At 32.5% G+C, this 17,925-nt stretch carries 18 protein-coding genes and 1 pseudogene; 18 read left to right on the top strand and 1 reads right to left on the bottom strand.

From position 1 onward, the window contains the following. The first annotated feature begins 143 nt into the window (after window positions 1-143). Together AABD74_RS09530 and AABD74_RS09535 are read left to right on the top strand one after the other, a co-directional pair. Complete coding sequence (locus AABD74_RS09530; protein ID WP_406845371.1) at window positions 144-821, top strand: DUF6904 family protein; 678 nt, start codon at window positions 144-146, stop codon at window positions 819-821. A 114-nt stretch (window positions 822-935) separates the two neighbouring features. Further along, the gene (locus AABD74_RS09535) at window positions 936-1,370 is read left to right on the top strand and encodes a DUF5713 family protein (protein WP_406845372.1); all 435 of its coding nucleotides are present in this window, start codon (window positions 936-938) and stop codon (window positions 1,368-1,370) included. Between the two features lie 109 nt (window positions 1,371-1,479). Here AABD74_RS09535 and AABD74_RS09540 read toward each other — a convergent pair whose 3' ends face one another. Continuing rightward, entirely contained in the window at window positions 1,480-1,896 is a 417-nt protein-coding gene (locus AABD74_RS09540) for a helix-turn-helix domain-containing protein (RefSeq protein WP_012025658.1), read from the bottom strand. Window positions 1,897-2,069: 173 nt separating this feature from the next. On the opposite strand from AABD74_RS09540, the gene AABD74_RS09545 reads away from it, so the two are divergent. The 16 genes and pseudogenes from AABD74_RS09545 (at window position 2,070) to AABD74_RS09620 (ending at window position 17,812) form a co-directional block, all read left to right on the top strand. Beyond that, window positions 2,070-2,927 (top strand): hypothetical protein, encoded by an 858-nt coding sequence (locus AABD74_RS09545; RefSeq protein WP_406845373.1) that lies wholly within the window; start codon window positions 2,070-2,072, stop codon window positions 2,925-2,927. Between the two features lie 13 nt (window positions 2,928-2,940). Next, window positions 2,941-3,279, top strand: coding sequence for a hypothetical protein (locus tag AABD74_RS09550; RefSeq protein WP_406845374.1), 339 nt, complete (start codon window positions 2,941-2,943; stop codon window positions 3,277-3,279). A 28-nt stretch (window positions 3,280-3,307) separates the two neighbouring features. Then, window positions 3,308-3,625, top strand: coding sequence for a hypothetical protein (locus AABD74_RS09555; RefSeq protein WP_406845375.1), 318 nt, complete (start codon window positions 3,308-3,310; stop codon window positions 3,623-3,625). 380 nt (window positions 3,626-4,005) lie between these two features. Beyond that, the gene (locus AABD74_RS09560) at window positions 4,006-4,569 is read left to right on the top strand and encodes a hypothetical protein (protein ID WP_406845376.1); all 564 of its coding nucleotides are present in this window, start codon (window positions 4,006-4,008) and stop codon (window positions 4,567-4,569) included. A 4-nt stretch (window positions 4,570-4,573) separates the two neighbouring features. Further along, window positions 4,574-6,244, top strand: coding sequence for a hypothetical protein (locus tag AABD74_RS09565; RefSeq protein ID WP_406845377.1), 1,671 nt, complete (start codon window positions 4,574-4,576; stop codon window positions 6,242-6,244). A gap of 180 nt (window positions 6,245-6,424) precedes the next feature. After that, the gene (locus AABD74_RS09570; RefSeq protein WP_406845378.1) at window positions 6,425-7,342 is read left to right on the top strand and encodes a tyrosine-type recombinase/integrase; all 918 of its coding nucleotides are present in this window, start codon (window positions 6,425-6,427) and stop codon (window positions 7,340-7,342) included. Window positions 7,343-7,352: 10 nt separating this feature from the next. Beyond that, window positions 7,353-8,228 (top strand): tyrosine-type recombinase/integrase, encoded by an 876-nt coding sequence (locus AABD74_RS09575; protein WP_406845379.1) that lies wholly within the window; start codon window positions 7,353-7,355, stop codon window positions 8,226-8,228. Between the two features lie 98 nt (window positions 8,229-8,326). Further along, window positions 8,327-8,839: a hypothetical protein gene (locus AABD74_RS09580; protein WP_406845380.1), complete on the top strand. Its 513-nt coding sequence runs from the start codon at window positions 8,327-8,329 to the stop codon at window positions 8,837-8,839. Between the two features lie 5 nt (window positions 8,840-8,844). Then, window positions 8,845-9,315 carry a transcriptional regulator gene (locus AABD74_RS09585; protein WP_406845381.1) on the top strand — a complete coding sequence of 157 codons (471 nt, stop codon included), beginning with the start codon at window positions 8,845-8,847 and terminating at the stop codon, window positions 9,313-9,315. A gap of 391 nt (window positions 9,316-9,706) precedes the next feature. Beyond that, window positions 9,707-9,883 carry a hypothetical protein gene (locus AABD74_RS09590; protein ID WP_406845382.1) on the top strand — a complete coding sequence of 59 codons (177 nt, stop codon included), beginning with the start codon at window positions 9,707-9,709 and terminating at the stop codon, window positions 9,881-9,883. Window positions 9,884-9,986: 103 nt separating this feature from the next. After that, window positions 9,987-11,672 (top strand): hypothetical protein, encoded by a 1,686-nt coding sequence (locus AABD74_RS09595; RefSeq protein WP_406845383.1) that lies wholly within the window; start codon window positions 9,987-9,989, stop codon window positions 11,670-11,672. A gap of 38 nt (window positions 11,673-11,710) precedes the next feature. Further along, complete coding sequence (locus AABD74_RS09600) at window positions 11,711-12,268, top strand: hypothetical protein (RefSeq protein ID WP_406845384.1); 558 nt, start codon at window positions 11,711-11,713, stop codon at window positions 12,266-12,268. 157 nt (window positions 12,269-12,425) lie between these two features. Then, window positions 12,426-13,340 (top strand): PIN domain-containing protein, encoded by a 915-nt coding sequence (locus AABD74_RS09605; RefSeq protein WP_406845385.1) that lies wholly within the window; start codon window positions 12,426-12,428, stop codon window positions 13,338-13,340. Beyond that, on the top strand, window positions 13,327-16,332 hold the full coding sequence (locus tag AABD74_RS09610; RefSeq protein ID WP_406845386.1) for a hypothetical protein: 3,006 nt from the start codon (window positions 13,327-13,329) through the stop codon (window positions 16,330-16,332). The genes AABD74_RS09605 and AABD74_RS09610 overlap by 14 nt, the downstream gene beginning before the upstream one ends. Window positions 16,333-16,506: 174 nt before the next feature. Next, window positions 16,507-17,301 (top strand): annotated as a pseudogene (locus AABD74_RS09615) (RHS repeat-associated core domain-containing protein); the annotation flags it as partial. After that, the gene (locus tag AABD74_RS09620; protein WP_406845387.1) at window positions 17,279-17,812 is read left to right on the top strand and encodes a hypothetical protein; all 534 of its coding nucleotides are present in this window, start codon (window positions 17,279-17,281) and stop codon (window positions 17,810-17,812) included. The pseudogene AABD74_RS09615 and the gene AABD74_RS09620, both read left to right, overlap by 23 nt. Window positions 17,813-17,925 lie beyond the last annotated feature (113 nt).

Raw genomic sequence — 17,925 nt, forward strand, 5'->3', positions numbered from 1 at the left:
ATTTTGATATTTAGAAAACATTTTTAATTTTACGGTAAACCATACAGATTTTCTATATTTTTTATTTAGTATTGTGTCGTTAGGCTACTTTAATGCTCATATTATTATGGAAGAAGTATTCGACAATTTTAAAAATTATAATAATGATATACATAATTCCAACAAAAGGAGGTTTAGGAGTAGAAATTTGGGGGACATCTGAAGATTTAAACAATTTTTATGAAGTTATGAGCAAGTTTTGGAATGATGAAAACAAATTAAACAAAAAAGGATTTAAGAATAGAGATGATTTAATTAGTGGGTTTTCTTATGAAATCCGTAAGGCAAAGGACGGAGATAGATTAAAACGAGACAACAGCCATTTTTCATTTACTCAACAAACTCATTATGGTGCTCAAATATCTTGGGTTCATTTTTTATTTTCACTTGCTTCATTGAAATTTAACATGAGATATAGTGAAACTAATAAACTTGATATTTCACAAATTCTTTTAATTGAATTTTGGCTCGAAAAAGCAATGAAGGACTATGATGAAATTGGAGCTAAGAATTTAATTGGTTTTATAGAAGATGGTCTTTATGGAGGCAATGATTATATATATCAATTTATGAGAAGCATTAATCTTGATTTCTTCCTTTTAGGAGGTGGAAAGCGAGCTTTCAGAAAGCTGCCTGAATTACTAAAAAGAGGTGTGTTTTATACAGAGGAATATAAACGTTATCTAACGTTTTTAGAAACAGACGCTAAGAAGCTAAACTGTGAAATATCTGAACTTGAAATAAATGATGATGATTTTGACTATGAAAATTTGAAATGGTAAAAATGATTACATATTGCTGTTGTAAATGATCTATGGAGTTAGATCAATTAACTTATTAAACCTTATTTTCAATTAGTCGAAACATTTAGCTCAATCTTTTAATTTTTTTAAAATATGAAAAACATTATAATTTTATTAGTCTCTTTGGTTTTTACAAGCTGTCTAAATAAAAATCATTCTTCAGATGGGGAAGTTATTGCTGTTAAACAAAATGATCTGAAAAATGAGAAGATTAGAAATTATAGGATTTTAGAAGAAATGTACAACGATTCTTATTTTCCTCCAAAATCTGTTGACAAGGTCAGAGATGTCTTATTGGAATTTTGTTTCAATATTGAGAAAAGCAAGCCTAAGAATCTTGATCAATTATATGAATTGTCTCATACTGCTACTGAGAAAATTAATAACCTGCAAGATGATTTCTATAGAAATGGGAGCGAACTTGAAACAGGGGCTAGAGAAGCAATCGCGATGGATTTCGATTTTATTTGCAAATCATACGGTTTCAAGGCAGATGTCGAAGAGCTTATTGCAAATAGGGATTGGTAAAGTTAGGATTAACTTGCTTTACAATTAGCTAATAAACTTTTAGCATAAAATAAAAAAAAGAGACTGTAAAGTCTCTTTTTGTGCGAATTAATATATCTTTTATAAAAGCTTACTTGGCTTTTAGTAATTTTTCCAAATATTCAATTTTATCTTGTTCAGATTTCAACAATCTTTCGTAAAGTTTTTTATTTTCTTCGTAAACTTCAACTAGTTTGTCAAGAGGATTAAAATGACAAATATTTTGGTTACCTATTGGTCCTTGATTAATACTATTGTCGCTAAAAGTGTTAAAATAATTAATCACGCCTTCATCAGAAAAATTTTTAATTGCTTCCACGCTTACTCCTAGGGCTTTTGCCACTTCTTTTAATTTTTCATCATCTATTTCTTCACTATTTTCTAGTATCGAAACAGTCTGCTGGTTTGTTCCCATAGCCTGTGCGAGCGCTTCCTGTTTCATGTCTTTCAGTTCGCGGATACGGCTGATCTTGCGCCCCATGTGATTTGGTTTTGTTAATGTACTCATAGCTCAAAGATAATAATTAAGAATAAAAAAGCGGGATTCATGTATGATACAAAAAATCTCATGTACGGTACGGTAAAATTTGATACCGTACCGTACAAGTAATTGCTTACTTGCCTGTGTGTTAAACAAAAATACAATTTTTCAGACAAGTATTAACTAAAATGAGTAAAATTATGAAAGCAATTCAAAACACCGCATCCGACTTGATTTATCGAGTAATTTCACAGAACATCGATCCGATAGGCATTTACTGTTTTGCAGAGAAGAAAAGCAGTTATACTTTTAATGAGCCTTTTCAGAAGCCCGTCCAAAAAGAAAAGCATGTCCATCTTTATCTGCTGGTCATAGCGGAAGAGTTTGAGGATAATATCGGCAATGACCTCACCGATAAAATAAAGAGCAGATCAAGAGGACAGATCACGGTAACCATTCTCATGCACAGCCTGAGAAACATCGTCAAATTATATGGAGACCAGCAGTATTTCTTCTGGAATATTTTTAAGAATGCGCAGAGGATTCATATAGATGCATACAGGTCGCCTATAATCTGGGCTAAGAATCCAGAAAAGAGATATGTGAAAAGCACTTCAGCATACGCAGGAGACAGAAGAAATGTTAGTGAATCGATCTGGGATCTTATCTATAATAACGACCAGTATTTTTCATATGAGGTAAGAATGTGTTCACTTCACCAGATAGTTGAACAGACCTGCCTTTCCCTTATAAGGGTATTTCTGGGATATACCCCGAATCACTTCTCACTGGGGTACTTATTTGAGCTGTGCGAATACTTCACGAGCTTGACTTCGGAATATTTTCCCCGAAACAGCAGTGATGAAAAAAACATGTTCAAGATTTTGAAAAAGAATCCAAACACGCTTCGTTTCAGCAGAAGCATTAGTTATGGTTACGATTACTATGGAATAATGGAAGGCAGATGCCGTGATTTTATGAAAGAAGCGGAAGCCATGATCCAGAAGGAACTTGAGAGGCTTGAGGGAATCCATCAGCAGGAAGTTTTATCTGCATAAAAAAAATGAAGTTATGGAAACCGATAAAATCAAAAAACTGGAAGACATCAGGAGGTTAAGCGGAAAACTGCTTAATACCCTGAAAAAAGCAGAGGATAAAAGAGAGATGTATAATGCAAAAATCAGGGTTTATGGCTATTGCGAACTCGGTTCTGTTGTCAGAAACCTAATGAAGCTGTGCATTATCGCTTTAGATCAGGACAGCGCAGAAGTTCCGCCTACGATTCAAAACCAATACATTGATGTTGGGCTTATACTGGGTATTGCACTGCAGTTATTTCCAGTTGACGAACTTGAATTTTTAAATGAGATTACGGATCTGTTTTCAGAAAATAAAGAAGAAACAGAATAGCCAACATAAAGTTTTAATATTTAATATTATGGAAACTGACAAAATAAAAACACTGGAAGAATTTAAAGATTTTGCATCCTATCATTTTAAACTGCTCAAACCTGCTCAGGACAAAGAGGGGGAATCAATACGTGAGATAAGATTTTATGGTTACGCAGATATGACTTGTCTCGGAGTGAATCTGATTAGAATGTGCCTGAATGTTGTTTATTCGGATGAACTGGATAACAGGGAGATTTATATAGGTTCTGTTCTGGAGCTTGCCCTTCAGCTGATTCCAAGCGCAGAAATAGAAGTTCTGGATGAAATCTACAGAATGCTTGATAAGAGGAATGAAGATAAATGAACACTGGCTTTCCAAATAGTGCCCGAACCGTTTTCATGGACATATTATGTCCATGAGATTGGGAAAAAAGCATAGTATCTTTACCGAATAAAAAACTACGTTCTACGGCTTTCACAGGTATATTTTACCTTTGAAAAAGAAAATAATATCAATTATCTTTACATGATCCTGCCCAAATTTTGGGCAGGATGCGCATTGAAATCTGGTTTATCTTTGCAGTAGAAATCTATTTATAGATTTCTATTCTCATAAATGGCTGTCCCTGTCACAGACGGCCTTTAAAATTAACGCCCATACCGCACTTCCGCCTGAAAGATTATTTCAGGCAGGGCATCGCTGTGCTTATAACAGCGCAGAAATCAATTAAAAAATTAAAGCATATGGAAAGTTTAGAATCACTTTTCCGTTCATTTGAGACTGGCATCAGAAGCGCAAAGGCCTTAAAGCCCAAAGCGTACCTGAAAAGCATCGGACTGGAATATTCAGACCTGAGAATAGGCTTTAATTCGGGACAGTTCCACCACCGCAAGACCCTTAAATCTAAAAAAAGGTTTGAGGAGCTTGGAGTAATAACCAAGAGTGATGCAGGAGTGCGGGATGATTCTCTGACAGCCTATACCGTCTTCGGGCGCTACGGGCTTATATTTCCCCTGCTGGACAGAGAGAACGAGATTGTGAACTATTTTGCGCTCCGTTTTGATCTGGACAGTCCCAAGGAGGAATATTTAAACCAGAAAGGAATCTATCCTGCATATCCTCATCCGCTTACCAGAAAGCTCTATCTGGCACCGACTGTTATTGACTGCGCCAGCCTGATGCAGAGCAGAATACTGGATCAGAGGGAAGCGGTCATTGCGCTTCATGACGGGGAACTGCTCGATGAGCATATTGAAATTATCAAATCATTGAATGAACTGGAATCAATAGTAATCTTTAAGCGGTGAGAAAATGGAGAAGATCAGATTACAAATGCAGGAGGCAAGACCAGATGTTCCCCTTTCAATAGTGGAACTTCCCGAGGGGCACAGTCTGAATGACATGTGGGTCAATTATGGAGCGGAAGGGATATCGAATCTTTTAAAAAGCGCAAAAACGGAAAAAGCAGGCGAAGGACTGCAGATTGTAAACGGCTACAAAATCAGCTACAAAGGCCTTTCGGGGACTTTCTTTGTTCTGGGAAACCTGCCGATGGATTTGGGAAATCTGAGGATTTCGCTTCAGATTGTGGAATACAATACCAACAGAAAGCACAGGCTTAAAATCGACCTGTTCGACTTTGCTGGTATTCAGAGCCAGTGCACGGACTTATCCGAAAAGCAGGGTTTTGATTATGACAGCCTTGAAAAGGATCTGGTAACGCTAACCGATCTTCTGGAACAGCACAGGGAATCGCTTTTCGAGGCTGAAATAAACCCGATTGCGGAACGTTTTGCCGAAAAAGAGCTTACGCCTCTGGCGCAGGAAAATGCTATCGCATTTCTCGCAAAACCCAAACTGCTGGAAAATATAGACAGGCTTCTGGAACAGAACGGCATTGTGGGCGAAGAAGAAAACAGGATCGTACTTTTCATCCTCGCATCCAGCTATAAAATGCCCTACCTGATGCACGGGCTTGTTCAGGGATCAAGCGGAGAGGGAAAAAGCCACCTGATAAACGGCATTGCAGGATGCATGCCTCAGGAGGATGTGATGAATATGACACGAATTACAAGCAAATCGCTCTATCACTACAGGGATAAGGAACTGATCAACAAGCTGATTATCATTCAGGATTTTGACGGGCTTGATGAAGAGGCGCAGTATGCCTTCAGGGAAATGCAGTCTGCCAAGTTCCTGACCAGCTCCACTGTTGTAAAAGACATATTCGGAAACAACAGAGGCAGAATTAAGCAGGTTCAAGCGCACTTTGCCAGCCTTACCACAACCACAAAAGCTGAGGTGTATTACGACAATATGAGCCGTTCGGTGATTTTGGGAGTGGATGAAAGCCAACAGCAGACACTGAGAATTATCAAAAAACAGAACCTGAAAACAGCAGGACAGGCAGACAGCGACAAGGAAGAACAGGCAAAACAGTTTTTAAGAAACGTGATGCGCGTGCTTAAATCCTATGAGGTCGTAAATCCCTTTGCCGATAAGCTGAGCCTTCCGCTGGAAGCCAGAATGCTCAGAAGACTGAACTCGCAGTTCCAGAACTTTGTCTGCCAGATCACAATTCTCCACCAGTACCAGAGAAAAACAGATTTTAAAGGAAGGCTGATTGCCGATAAAGCAGATATAAAATCAGCCGTAGATGTTTTCTTCAGTTCGATCATCATCAAAGTGGACGAGCTTGATAAAAGCACCCGACAGTTTTTTGAGCACCTGAAAGATTTTATAAAAAAGCAGAAAGAAGGAACATCAAAAAAGTTCACGGCAAGAGAGATCAGACAAGGGCTGAATATCAGCAAAACATCAGCTTTCCGCTATATGAACCTGCTTCAGGAGCTTGAATACATCAAGCCTGTTGGAGGCTCATTCAACAGGGGATTTAAATTTATAATCTCCTACTGGGATGATATGGAAAAGCTTAAAAGCAGAATCCGAAAAGAACTGCACAGACAACTTGACGAATTTTAGAGAAATCAAGGAAGTAAAACTCAAAAGTGGAACACCACGGAACGCCAGCGGAACACCAAAGGCATTGAAAACACTGGCAATACGATACTGGTGTTCCGCGTTCCGCGGAGTGTGCAAGCGGACACTTTTTTTAAGCAGAAGATAAACAGCAAAAATCAACATTAAGAAATATAAGATCAAATGAAAAAAACGATACAGAGCAGGGAATTTCTAAAGCTCGCAGTGGCATTCGGAGAATTTGTCAAAGTAAGGAACTACAAGCAGGGACGGTCAAATCTATATAAAAACATCATAACGGAATTTCTGATCTGGCTGGAACAGGCAGGAATCAGCAGAATCCAGAATGTGACTTCTAAAGAATCCGTGAAGTATCTGGATTATCTTTCTTCACGACCAAAGAAAAGAGGAAACGGCATTCTGGCTGAAAAGACAATTAAACTGCATCTTTTTGTTCAGGGGCTTTTTCAGGTTTATCTGCTTGAAAATAAAGAAATCCAGAATACCTATTACATCCCATCCATCACAGGCGGAACACAGAAACCGAGAAACATTCTCACGATTGAAGAAATCAGACTGGTCTATGAGCATGCTGAGAATGAAATGGAAAAAGCTCTGCTATCCATAGCCTATGGTTGCGGACTGAGAAGGTCAGAGATTGCCAGCCTTGATCTGAAAGATGTGAACCTGATTAAAGGAATGCTGGTTGTCAGACAGGGAAAAGGAAACAAAAGACGTGAAGTTCCAATGAGTGATACAGTTCTGCAGTACCTGTCAAAATATGTCAGGGATGAAAGGCCTGAACGGCTGACTGGGAAAAACCAGAATGAGGAAGCCTTTTTCATCAACAGCAGAGGCAGAAGATCAACTGGAGAAAACCTCAATGAGATTTTAAACAAGATGATTGAGCAGACGGGAAAATTCGAGCTTGTACAGAAAGAAATCACGCTTCACTGCCTGCGCCACAGCATTGCCTTTCACCTGGCTGAGAATAACGCAGGAATTGACTTTATACGCAGTTTTCTGGGACATACCCAGATCAATACCACCTACATTTATGCGATTCAGAACAAAAAAAGAAAACCAGTGGTAAACTTTTAAAAACGAAACAATGGAAAACAAGAAACCTGATCTGGAAAATTACCTCAGAGGGATTGTAGCTGAGAAGACAGCGCAGAGCTATCTTTATACAATCAATCACTTTTTAAAGACCAATCCAAAGGCTAAAAGATACCAGTACAAAGACATAGTCAAGCATATGGATAAAGTCAGCCAGAAGCAGTCTAACGTGCAGTACCGAATCAGAATACTCTCAGCCATTAAAAAATATTATGACTATCTGGTAATGTGCGGTTATCGAAATGACCACCCATGCAGAAAGCTTAACATCAAGATAAAGGGCAACCAGACCATTCAGGTGCAGGATCTGTTTAACTCAGCCGAACTTCAGCTTTTAATAGAACGGGAGAACCGCTATAAACATCTTGATATAAGAAACAATGTTCTGATTTCCCTTTTAATCTATCAGGGGCTTTCCAGCGATGAAATAGCAAGGCTGGCTCTAAAGGATATTGATCTTGATAACGGTACAGTTTACATTAAAGGCTCTGCGAATCTCAATAAAAGAACGCTGGAACTTGTGCCTAAGCAGATGATACTGTTTCACAATTATATAAATGAAACACGTCCTGCTTTACTTCGCGGGAGCAGTGATAAATTCATATTGACAAAGCTTGGACAGCCTATTGTAGTGAACAGCATTCACGCCATGATAGAGCCTTTAAGAGCATTATTTCCTGACAGAAAACTAAATCCGCAGACCATCAGAATGAGCGTAATCTGCAATTGGCTTAATGAAAAAAACATTCCATTGGAAAGAGTTCAGGAATTGGCTGGGCATAAGTGGCCAGGAACCACTGAGAAATATATCAAAGTGAACAGCTCGCATCAGAGAGAGCTGATTAATCGATATTTTCCAAATATTTAAAGCAATGAAAATTGATATTAAACTAATCTTAAAGTGTAAATAAATTATACAAAATGTATAATTTATTTGTACATTTGTCTAACGAATAATTTCAGATAATGAATGTAAAAATACTGAAAATTGAAACAGATGATTTAGTAAATGCTGAGATTTTAGATGCAAAATCAGTTAAAGTTAATCTGCCTTCCATAACTGATGGATGGAGATTCAACTTTAAAAAGCATTCAAAAGAAACAGGTCATGAAACTTATATTTTAGTGAGTGAAGAAACTCCAGATATAATTGAAGGGTGTCTGATTTTTGAAATGAAAAGCAAGATTGAACCTTACATGGCTTTTGTTGAAGTGGCTCCGCATAATAGAGGAGACAGCAGAAAATATGAAAAGGTAGCGGGATGTCTGATTGCATTTGCCTGCAGGCTGAGTTTTAAATACGGTAAAGATGATTATCTAGGATATTTGGCTTTTGATGTTTTAGAAGAAGAACAGGAAGATCGGATAAAGCTCATGGCTGTTTATTCAACAAAATATTATGCTCTAAGATTCGGAGAGACAACAATGATTATTCCTCCTGTGGGCGGTGAAAAATTAATTACAGAGTTTTTAAATTAATGGATATGAAAAATAAAGAAATTCAAATTAGTGATATTTGGAATGACAAGAAAAAAGCTGACTTAAAAGAAATTATTAAAGCACATTCTGGCACACAGTCCAAAGAACAGATATTAAAGAATCAATTGCTTTCTATTCAGTTTAAATTGGAAGATTATATTCAGAGTGAGAATGAAACGCAAATTTTGAAAATTCTTGATTTTGTTAAGATGTATTTGAAAGCGCTTAACCTTTCTAAAAAAACATTAGCAGCTCATTTTGAAATGCGAGACAGCAATCTTCATAAGTATCTATCAGGAGAAAGAAAATTAAATGCACAGCTTGCATTAAAGCTCAGCACTTTTTCACATACTAAACCAGATCAATGGTTTAGAGTTGAATTAAAAAATGAAATGATTCAATTGAAAAAAGAAGAATCTGCAAATATTGAAGTGTATAAAAAATATGATTATCGTAATTTATTAGAAGCAGTATAAATTCGTTGTTAAAGATATTAAAGCCCTCTATCATGAGGGCTTTTTTAATTTATACATAAACAATAAATTTAGCAGGGGACAAAATAAATTTTGCTGAATTTGTCCCCTTGCAAATCCTGTCTTTTAAGTAGGTTTGGTTCTTCTAGAATTTGTTGAAAAAATAAAATATAAATATAAAACACTCATTTGTTGTTATTTATCTAGTTGTGTTTGTTGAAATTTATGTGTCCTATTTTATTTTAAGGTGGTTAAATACTTTAGCAGAAACAAATTGTCTGCCTCTATTGTCTTAGTGATATATAGAAAATTCTATGTCCCATCAAGTTATAAAAAAGATAGCTCAATTTGAAACCATAATAGATAAAATTTAATAACAAAAAATACAGGGATTATGACTGCTATAATAATTATTTCGTGTTTGGTATTTGCTTTAAATGTGCTTTTTGCCTGCTTGCCACCAAAAAGAGCTTACGTTGCAGCTAAGTGTTTTAAAATAGTTGCTAGTGCATTTTCAATAGGCAAAGTATGTGATGCCCTTGTTGCTTACTATAAAAGTAAAAAGAAATAGATTGTCATAACCTAAGGGATAACGTTAGAATAAATAATATATATTCGCTGAAAGAAAAAACACATATTTTTATATTTTATTTATTACCAATAAATTTTCTGCTATGATTAATACAGTTCTTAGATTAGAATTTGAACACATTTTTCCTGATGAAGAAAAGAAAGATGTAATAGAATATTTAAAATTAGTATCATCTTTTTCTCTTTTAAATATTATTGGCTTTTCAAATACAATTCCTCAGCCCAATTTTGATAATTTTTTTTCAAGCCAAGAGATTCATCAAGAGATTGTCCAAAGAGTAATAATACATTGTAGAGAGAATAGACTGGGTGAAAAACCTAGAGTTGTTTCACGAGAAGGCAGTCTAATATTAGCAGAAATAATTTTAGCTAATAGAAAACAATTAATTGAAGGAAATGATAAAAGTGATCGAGACCTAGATGAACTGAATATTTTTAAGGCTTTTTTAGTAATAAATAAAGAACTGAATTCTAAACAAAAAACAATCAATTCAGAAGATGATCTTGAAAAGCTTGTGGACATGACTATAGCTATGACATTTTCTACAGGAGACCTAGGGATATTTGAGAACACGGATTTAGAGTTTGGGAAATTATTGTACAGTACAATTGTGAAGTTTGAAGTACTTCAAGCGTTTCTGCAATCAAAAGAAGAGTATAAATATTTAGAGAATGACCTATATCAAAATTTTGCTCAACAAAATTCCTTAGAACTAGCAAAACAGATAAAATATCTTTTTGGGAAATTACTGGGTATGAAATTAGAAAATGGATTTAAATTTCAGGTTTCTGAAAAGGAATCACTGGCCTTTTTAAATTCATTAGTATCGGCAGAAATTAGTAAAGCTGATGATTTTACTAATCTGAAAAACCATCCTCTTTATAAATTAGAAGAAGATGTTTTTTCTATAATAGATTACTTTTTTGTCATTGATAAATTTTTCAAAAGTGTAAAATTCATACTGAAGAATTCTTTTAACAGGCATCATGAATTGAAAGATGAAGATAGAAGATTTTTTGAGTTTTATAACACAAAATTTTCGGAAGACTTTTTAATGAAAAAAATTCTTGATAAAATATTTAATAAATCTTACTTAATAAAAAAAACAAGTATACCAGGTCAAGATAAGGAACCTGATTATTATGTGAGACACAATAAAAGAATTTACCTTTTTGAGAATAAAGATGTCTTAGTTGCTGGGAAGGTTAAAAGTTCAGGAGATGTAAATCAAATTGACCAAGTTTTAAAATCAAAATTTTTAGAAACTAATAAAAAAGCAATTGGAATTGGTCAATTAGTTAACTCGATTGTTCAAATTGTAGAAAATAATTTTAATTATGATACGTATGTAAACAAGCATAAAAATTTTACTATATACCCTATATTACTGGTGCATGATAGAATTTTTGAAATATTGGGAGTTAATTATAAGCTGAACCAATGGTATTTGCAGCTAGTGAAAAAGAAACTTGGAGAGAAATATAATCCAAATTTTATTAAGGATTTGACCTTAATCGATATAGATACATTAATATACTGGTCTCCTTATTTAGAAAAAAATGATTCAAATTTTAGAGATATTATTGAAGATCATTTAAAATGTATGAGTGCCAATAAAAAAGTTAGCCACACAGATTTTGAAAAAGCAAAAATAATTGCAAATAAGAATCTGACTAGAAAAATTTCTCCGATCAGTAGCAGATTAATAAATTATAAATTTCCTGTTGATTCATTACTTGAGAAGTTTAAAGATGTTCTTAAAAACTAATTAATTGTAAAATAGAGAAATTTAGATAAATAGAATAAATGGTAAATAAAATAAAATTCTGTACAATTCTAAGAGAAAGATCATTAGAGCATAAAAAAGCAATTACTTTAATGCTCCAAAATGAACTATATGGGCAAGCTATTTCAATCTTAAGACAGGAACTTGATTCAATGGTCAGAGTTATTTTTCTCATTGAAGAACCTGATTTTTCGATAAGAGAACACTATGTTGAGCAAACATTAGAAAATGTAAAATGGACTTTGCCTAATTCAAGGTCTGCAATTACTGATAGACAAATGGTCGAGCTGTCAAATTTATTATTTGGCTGGACAAAGTCTGTTTATAAACTAGGATGTGCCTTTATCCATCTGTCACCTATGAGTAATTATAGAAACGAAAATCCATTTTTGAATCTTGATGAGGTGGAAATACAAGATATAAAAAATCATTTGCATAATTATCACGGATTTCCCTTAGCAAGTGATTTAAATATGGATACTATTTCACCATATTTGAATAAGGTTTTTATAAAGGTTTCGGATAATTTAGAAGCTTATATCGAAAGTTTTGAAAATGATGCAATAGGAGATATATAACCTAGACTATATAAGGATTTGAATATATTATTCATTCTGTGAAATTATTTCCTTTTAGTTTTTTTGAATGAATTTACTGTAAGTAAAAAATAGTATTATATTAGCAATATCGAAAACAAAATGGTTAATGTTTATTTAATAAAAAGATTATAACTTAATGCTAAATATCACTTTAGATACTTGTGTATGGCTACAACTTCTTCGTATAGACTTTAAAAAAGAAGATAATTATCTTGAAGAGCTTTGTTACTGGATTGAAAACGGTTATTTAAAACATATCGTGCCAACAAATATTATTGATGAATGGAATAGACATAAGATTGAGTATCAAAAAGAAATTGTAAAATACTTTCAAAAAAGAGAAAAAGAAGATATAACTTTATTTAAACACAATTCTGAATTAGCATCTACCTACAACTCTGAAGAGATTGAGAAAAATGTACAAAAAAGAATTGAAAGAATTGATCTTATATTGTCATCTTATTCGGAAAAAGCACCATATGATGATTCTATTCTATTAGAATCTGGTATTAGAAATCTTCAAACAATTGTTCCAAATCACTCTAAAGACAGTTATAGAGATACTGTAAATATCTTAAGTCTCATTTATTATCTTAAAAAAAAACAATACACAAATTCAATCTTTACAACATTAAATTATAGAGATTTTTGCATTGATAGCGGACGCCGATTTGAATTGCATGAAGGTTTAAAATCTGAATTTAAGAATGCAGATTTAACTTATGAGTATTTTGGAGAAAATGCAGATTTTGGTAAAAAACTTTTTAATATTTTACGTAAAGAGCTCAAAGACTATAGCTTTCAAAGTTATTTAAAGGAGAGAAAGGAACAACAAGAATCTGCTTTACTAGAAAATAAAAAGAATACAAGCTCAACTTCTATTTCATCTCCAGATATAGATTATCTTGAAAATATAAGATATATAGATTTAATTCTTTTAAAAAAGGCACCTACTGCATTTGAGCAAGAAATAATTAAAAATTTATTAAATAGACATGAAAGTTACAAACAATACTTTCTAAATAATATAGGGAATAATGATTTGGTTTAATTTTTTAAAGAATGAAGGCTTTTTTGATCCTCAGAATAATCCTGATCCTGTTCAAGTTTCGAATGGATTTGAAATTCCCTATTGGGATTCCTTAACATACCTAGAAAAATTATCAGTTCAAATTAATGAAGGTAAAGAATTAGACCAGATAGACGAATTACTTGCCGTTATTAAAAATGTCTCTGAACATCCTAAAGATAATTTTAAGACATGGTATCGATTTATTAAAATCTTGGTAAATATTCCTAATGAAAAAATACCAGTAGAAGTTTTAAATTTTATTCCTGTTTGGCTTTCCGGAAATTTTGATACGATGCTCCAAACTTCCGAGATATGCGAGAGTCTTTTACCTAAATTTTTGAATGAGGAGCCAACTCATGAAGATATTCTAAAAGCCGAAATAATTCTTGAACATCTTTTTCATGTTGAGAAGACCGAACAGATTAAAAGTAATATATACGGTGAAGGAGAAAGCTATTACTCCAGATTATATTTGTATTTTTTAGCTGAAAAGTTTGAGAAAAATGAACTTATATATAAAGTTGTTAAGTATTGTTCCAACGATTTTATTTTAAATTTAGGTAGAACTTTGAAATTTCTATTATTAGATTATCCTAATGGTATTAATTATTCAATTGTTGATGGAGATAAAAACTATGACATTACAATTTTTATTGATAGAGAAAATCTTTTGGTCAAAACAAGATTAGAAAGTATAGATGAATATAATACGGATGTTATATATAACTGGGAAGATAAAGATGAGATTTCATTAAAAAAAGAAATTATTACAATACTGAAAATCCGTGATATTATTTATAATCCGCAAAATGAAAATGAAGATGTTTTTGAAAGGTTGAAATTTGCATTGAACACAGATTTAACTTCTGCTTTTGGTTTTGATAGTATTCGAAAACTGGATAGCTTACACAGTAATTCAGAAAAATTAGTTACAGTTTTTGGAATAATTTTTAGAGATTTACTTAATGAGAAAGCAAAGATAGATCCCCATGATACAATTATTTTATTAGAGCATTTTTCTAAGGATAAAAAATATAACATTGTTTTTTATAATAGAATAGCACTATATGTAATTTGCGAAAACTGGAATGTACTTAAGCCTCTATTTTGGAAATTATTAAATAAAAATGATGATATTTTTCATTTTTTTTCACGTCATGAATATCAAAAGGAGCTATTTGACTTATTACGAACAAATCAACATTTATTTACATCAGAGGAGAAATTAATATTTAAGGAAATAATTGAAAGAGGAGGTGATGAAGGAACAAATGAAAATGAAAAGCAGAAAGAATATTGGCAACTCAATTGGTATTCAGCATTAAAAGATATAAGTTTCTTTGATAAAAAATATTTGGAACTTTCAAAAGCTTTGAATATAACAAGTGAACACTATGAAACACTTGGAGAAGTAAAAATAAGCAGTGGTTCAGTTTCTCCTCTTTCGAAAGAAGATTTGATGAGAATGACTAATTTTGAAATTGTAGATTATATTAAAACATTTCAACCTGATAAAGGATGGAAAAGTCCAAGTATAAGAGGATTATCTGATACTTTAAAAGTTGCAGTTAGGGAAAATCCTGAAAAATTCGTGCAAGAAATACATTCGTATTTTAAAATTGAGAACATCTACATTTATAGTATTATAGATGGACTTGAAGATGCTTGGAAACAAAGAAATACGTATGATTTAGAAAAAACTCTTCAATATTTTTTATTTATTACTAAAAATGAAGAGTCACACATGCAAGAGAAGAAAAATGAGAATTTCTCGTCAGACTATAGTTTTGATTTGGTTCTAGGGGCTATTTCACATTTTCTTACTGAAGGATTAAAAAATGATAATCATGCTTTCGATACCTACTTAATTTCAATTGTTAAAGATATTATCATAAATGTTATTAAAAGAATAGATGTAGTCAATGATTCGCAAATAAAAAATAGGGATTACGTCAGTTACTTATTTAATTCTCTTGCAGGAAAATCATTAAAGGCACTTATAGAATATTCACTGCGTAGGGCTAGAAATCTTCCTAAGGGAGAGGATAATAAATGGGAAGCAGATGTACAATCTATATTTGAAAGCATGTCAGATAGAGGATTTATTGAAGTTTATATTCTGCAAGGCTTGTACTTCGAACAGTTTTATTTTTTAAATAAAAGCTGGATAATAAATCAAGTCCAAGATCATTATAAATTAGATGAAGATAAATGGCTAGCTTTTATGGGAGGTGTTTTATTTGGGAATCCACCTTTTAATGAAGAATTGTATGGGATTTTCCATCCACATTATGAAAGAGCTATAGAAAATAATGAAAAACTATTAAGTGTACGTAACAATGGTTTAATCAGGCATCTTGCAACATTTTATTTTTGGGAATTTGAAACTTTATCAAGTGAAAGTTTACTTTTGAAATTTTTAAAAATTTGTTCAGATGATATGGTAAGTTCTTTAATTACATTTGTATGGCAACAAAAAGACTATCAAAAAAGTTTATCGGAATTAGAAAAATTTAAATTTCAGACTAGTGTACTAAATCTCTGGGAGCTGTTAAGTGTTAAGTATGAAAATACGTTAAAAAGCGAAGAACAAAAAAATTTAGGTTTATTATCTAAATGGATAGTATTTATTCCAGAACTCAACGAAAAATATAAGGAACTCATCTTAAAATCGTGCGGGAATATTGATAAAGGTCATTTTACCCATCAATTTTTAGAAACGCTTGTTGTTTTAAGAGTTAAAGGTAATCCAATTTTAAATGCGAAGTTAATTGCAGAAATAATTAATGCAATGAGTTTCAAAAATTATATTGACAATATTAATCAAAAGCATATTACGGATTTAGTTTTATTTTTATTTGAACACAATCAAACTAAAATAGCATCTGAATTTTGTAATAAGATGGCTTCAGAGCATCAACAGTTTTTTTTAAGAGATATATATGATTCTAACAATAAAATACGAAAGTAAGTTGTTTATTGGAACATAGAAGGTCTTGCTTTTGTTGTGATATATAAAGTTTCATAATTTCTTAAAAGATAATTGAATAAAATTTATTTTATAAATGACGTTCTTTATATAGAGATTTTTTGCAGGAGGGCATTCGTTGTATAGAAAAATTTTGCAGACCCTTATAAGTTCAAGTATAATGGAAAAGAATTGCAAGACGAGCTAGGACTTAACATGTACGATTATGGGGCACGTAATTATGACCCTGCACTTGGTCGCTGGATGAACATTGACCCACTAGCAGAAAGATATTATGGAATTAATCCATATGCATATGTTTTTAATAATCCAATTGAATTATTTGACCCAAATGGTATGGAGGTTAAATATGTGCGCCAAGAAGGACAAACTCGAAAAGAATTCCGAGAGATGAAAAGGGAATTTAAGAGAGAGAATCGACAACTCATGAAAGATTCAAAAACCCATCGGGATAATTTTAATCAATTAAAAGATTCGAAAAACGTACATAATATTACTTTTAGTAGAAGTGGTGGTTCAGTAACGGAAACTGTAGGGGATATAAATCGAAATGGAGGAAATGGAACAAATATGAATATTGACTTGAGTCAGAAAGGTTCAGAAAATGAATTTGTTGTTGCTCACGAAGTCGGTCATGGAGTAGATATTGATAACGGAGTAGATTCTCCAATTGAAATGCCTAGTGTATCTATAAAGGATAACCCTAATGATGTAGTTCAAAAAACATTTGACACTAATAATCAAAACAAAGAAGTCAATGAGAGAAGCGCATCTCATACTGAAAACATTGTAAGAGGAGAAGTAAGTAATTCAAGGGGAGTTACAGTTCCTTTACGAGAAACATATACTTTGGAAGTACAATATATCAGTCCTTTTTCTGGTAAGGCTGGAGTTAAAAATAAAACTATCAACGTTAAAAATGAAAGTTATGACTATTATAAAAAGAAGTAAGATATTATTTATTGCAATAATTTTTATCGGATGCTCCACGCAAAAACAATCTCGAAACGATATTTGTAAAAAAGTTAATATTGAATCCGAGAATGAATACAGTGGAAATAGTCAAATTATTTTAAATAATTTTTCTGATTTTAATTCAAAATCTAATAAAACACTAGATATAATACGTGTATCTAGTACAACAGGATATGAATATAAGGAGAACTTTAAAAGGATTTTTATCGAAGATGACAAGGTATTTATAATTGAAGACAATAAAACTATTCACGAAGTAAAATTAAATTCAAAGCAATTACAAGAAGCTTTTTTGGAATGTAATGAAATTAAATCATTAATAAATTGTAGTAGTAAAAAATCTCAAAATTATCTATATAGATTTTTTGTAAAGAAAGAAAATAAGATTGTCATGACATTTACGGCTAATAACCAAGTAAAAAATATTGATTCTAATTTAATTAAAAAAGAACTTTTCTTTATTAATTTTTTTGAACAAATAGAATAGTGATTAAAATTATTTGCTACTGCCAAATTATATTTTGAATGTATTTTTCAATCTATCAATTACAAGAAGAGAATTACGTGTATGAATATTTGCTCTAATTTTGTTGTGTAAGT

Origin of the sequence: Flavobacterium soyae (genome assembly GCF_045348165.1) — a bacterium.
In the GTDB taxonomy this organism is placed as follows: Bacteria; Bacteroidota; Bacteroidia; order Flavobacteriales; family Flavobacteriaceae; genus Flavobacterium; species Flavobacterium soyae.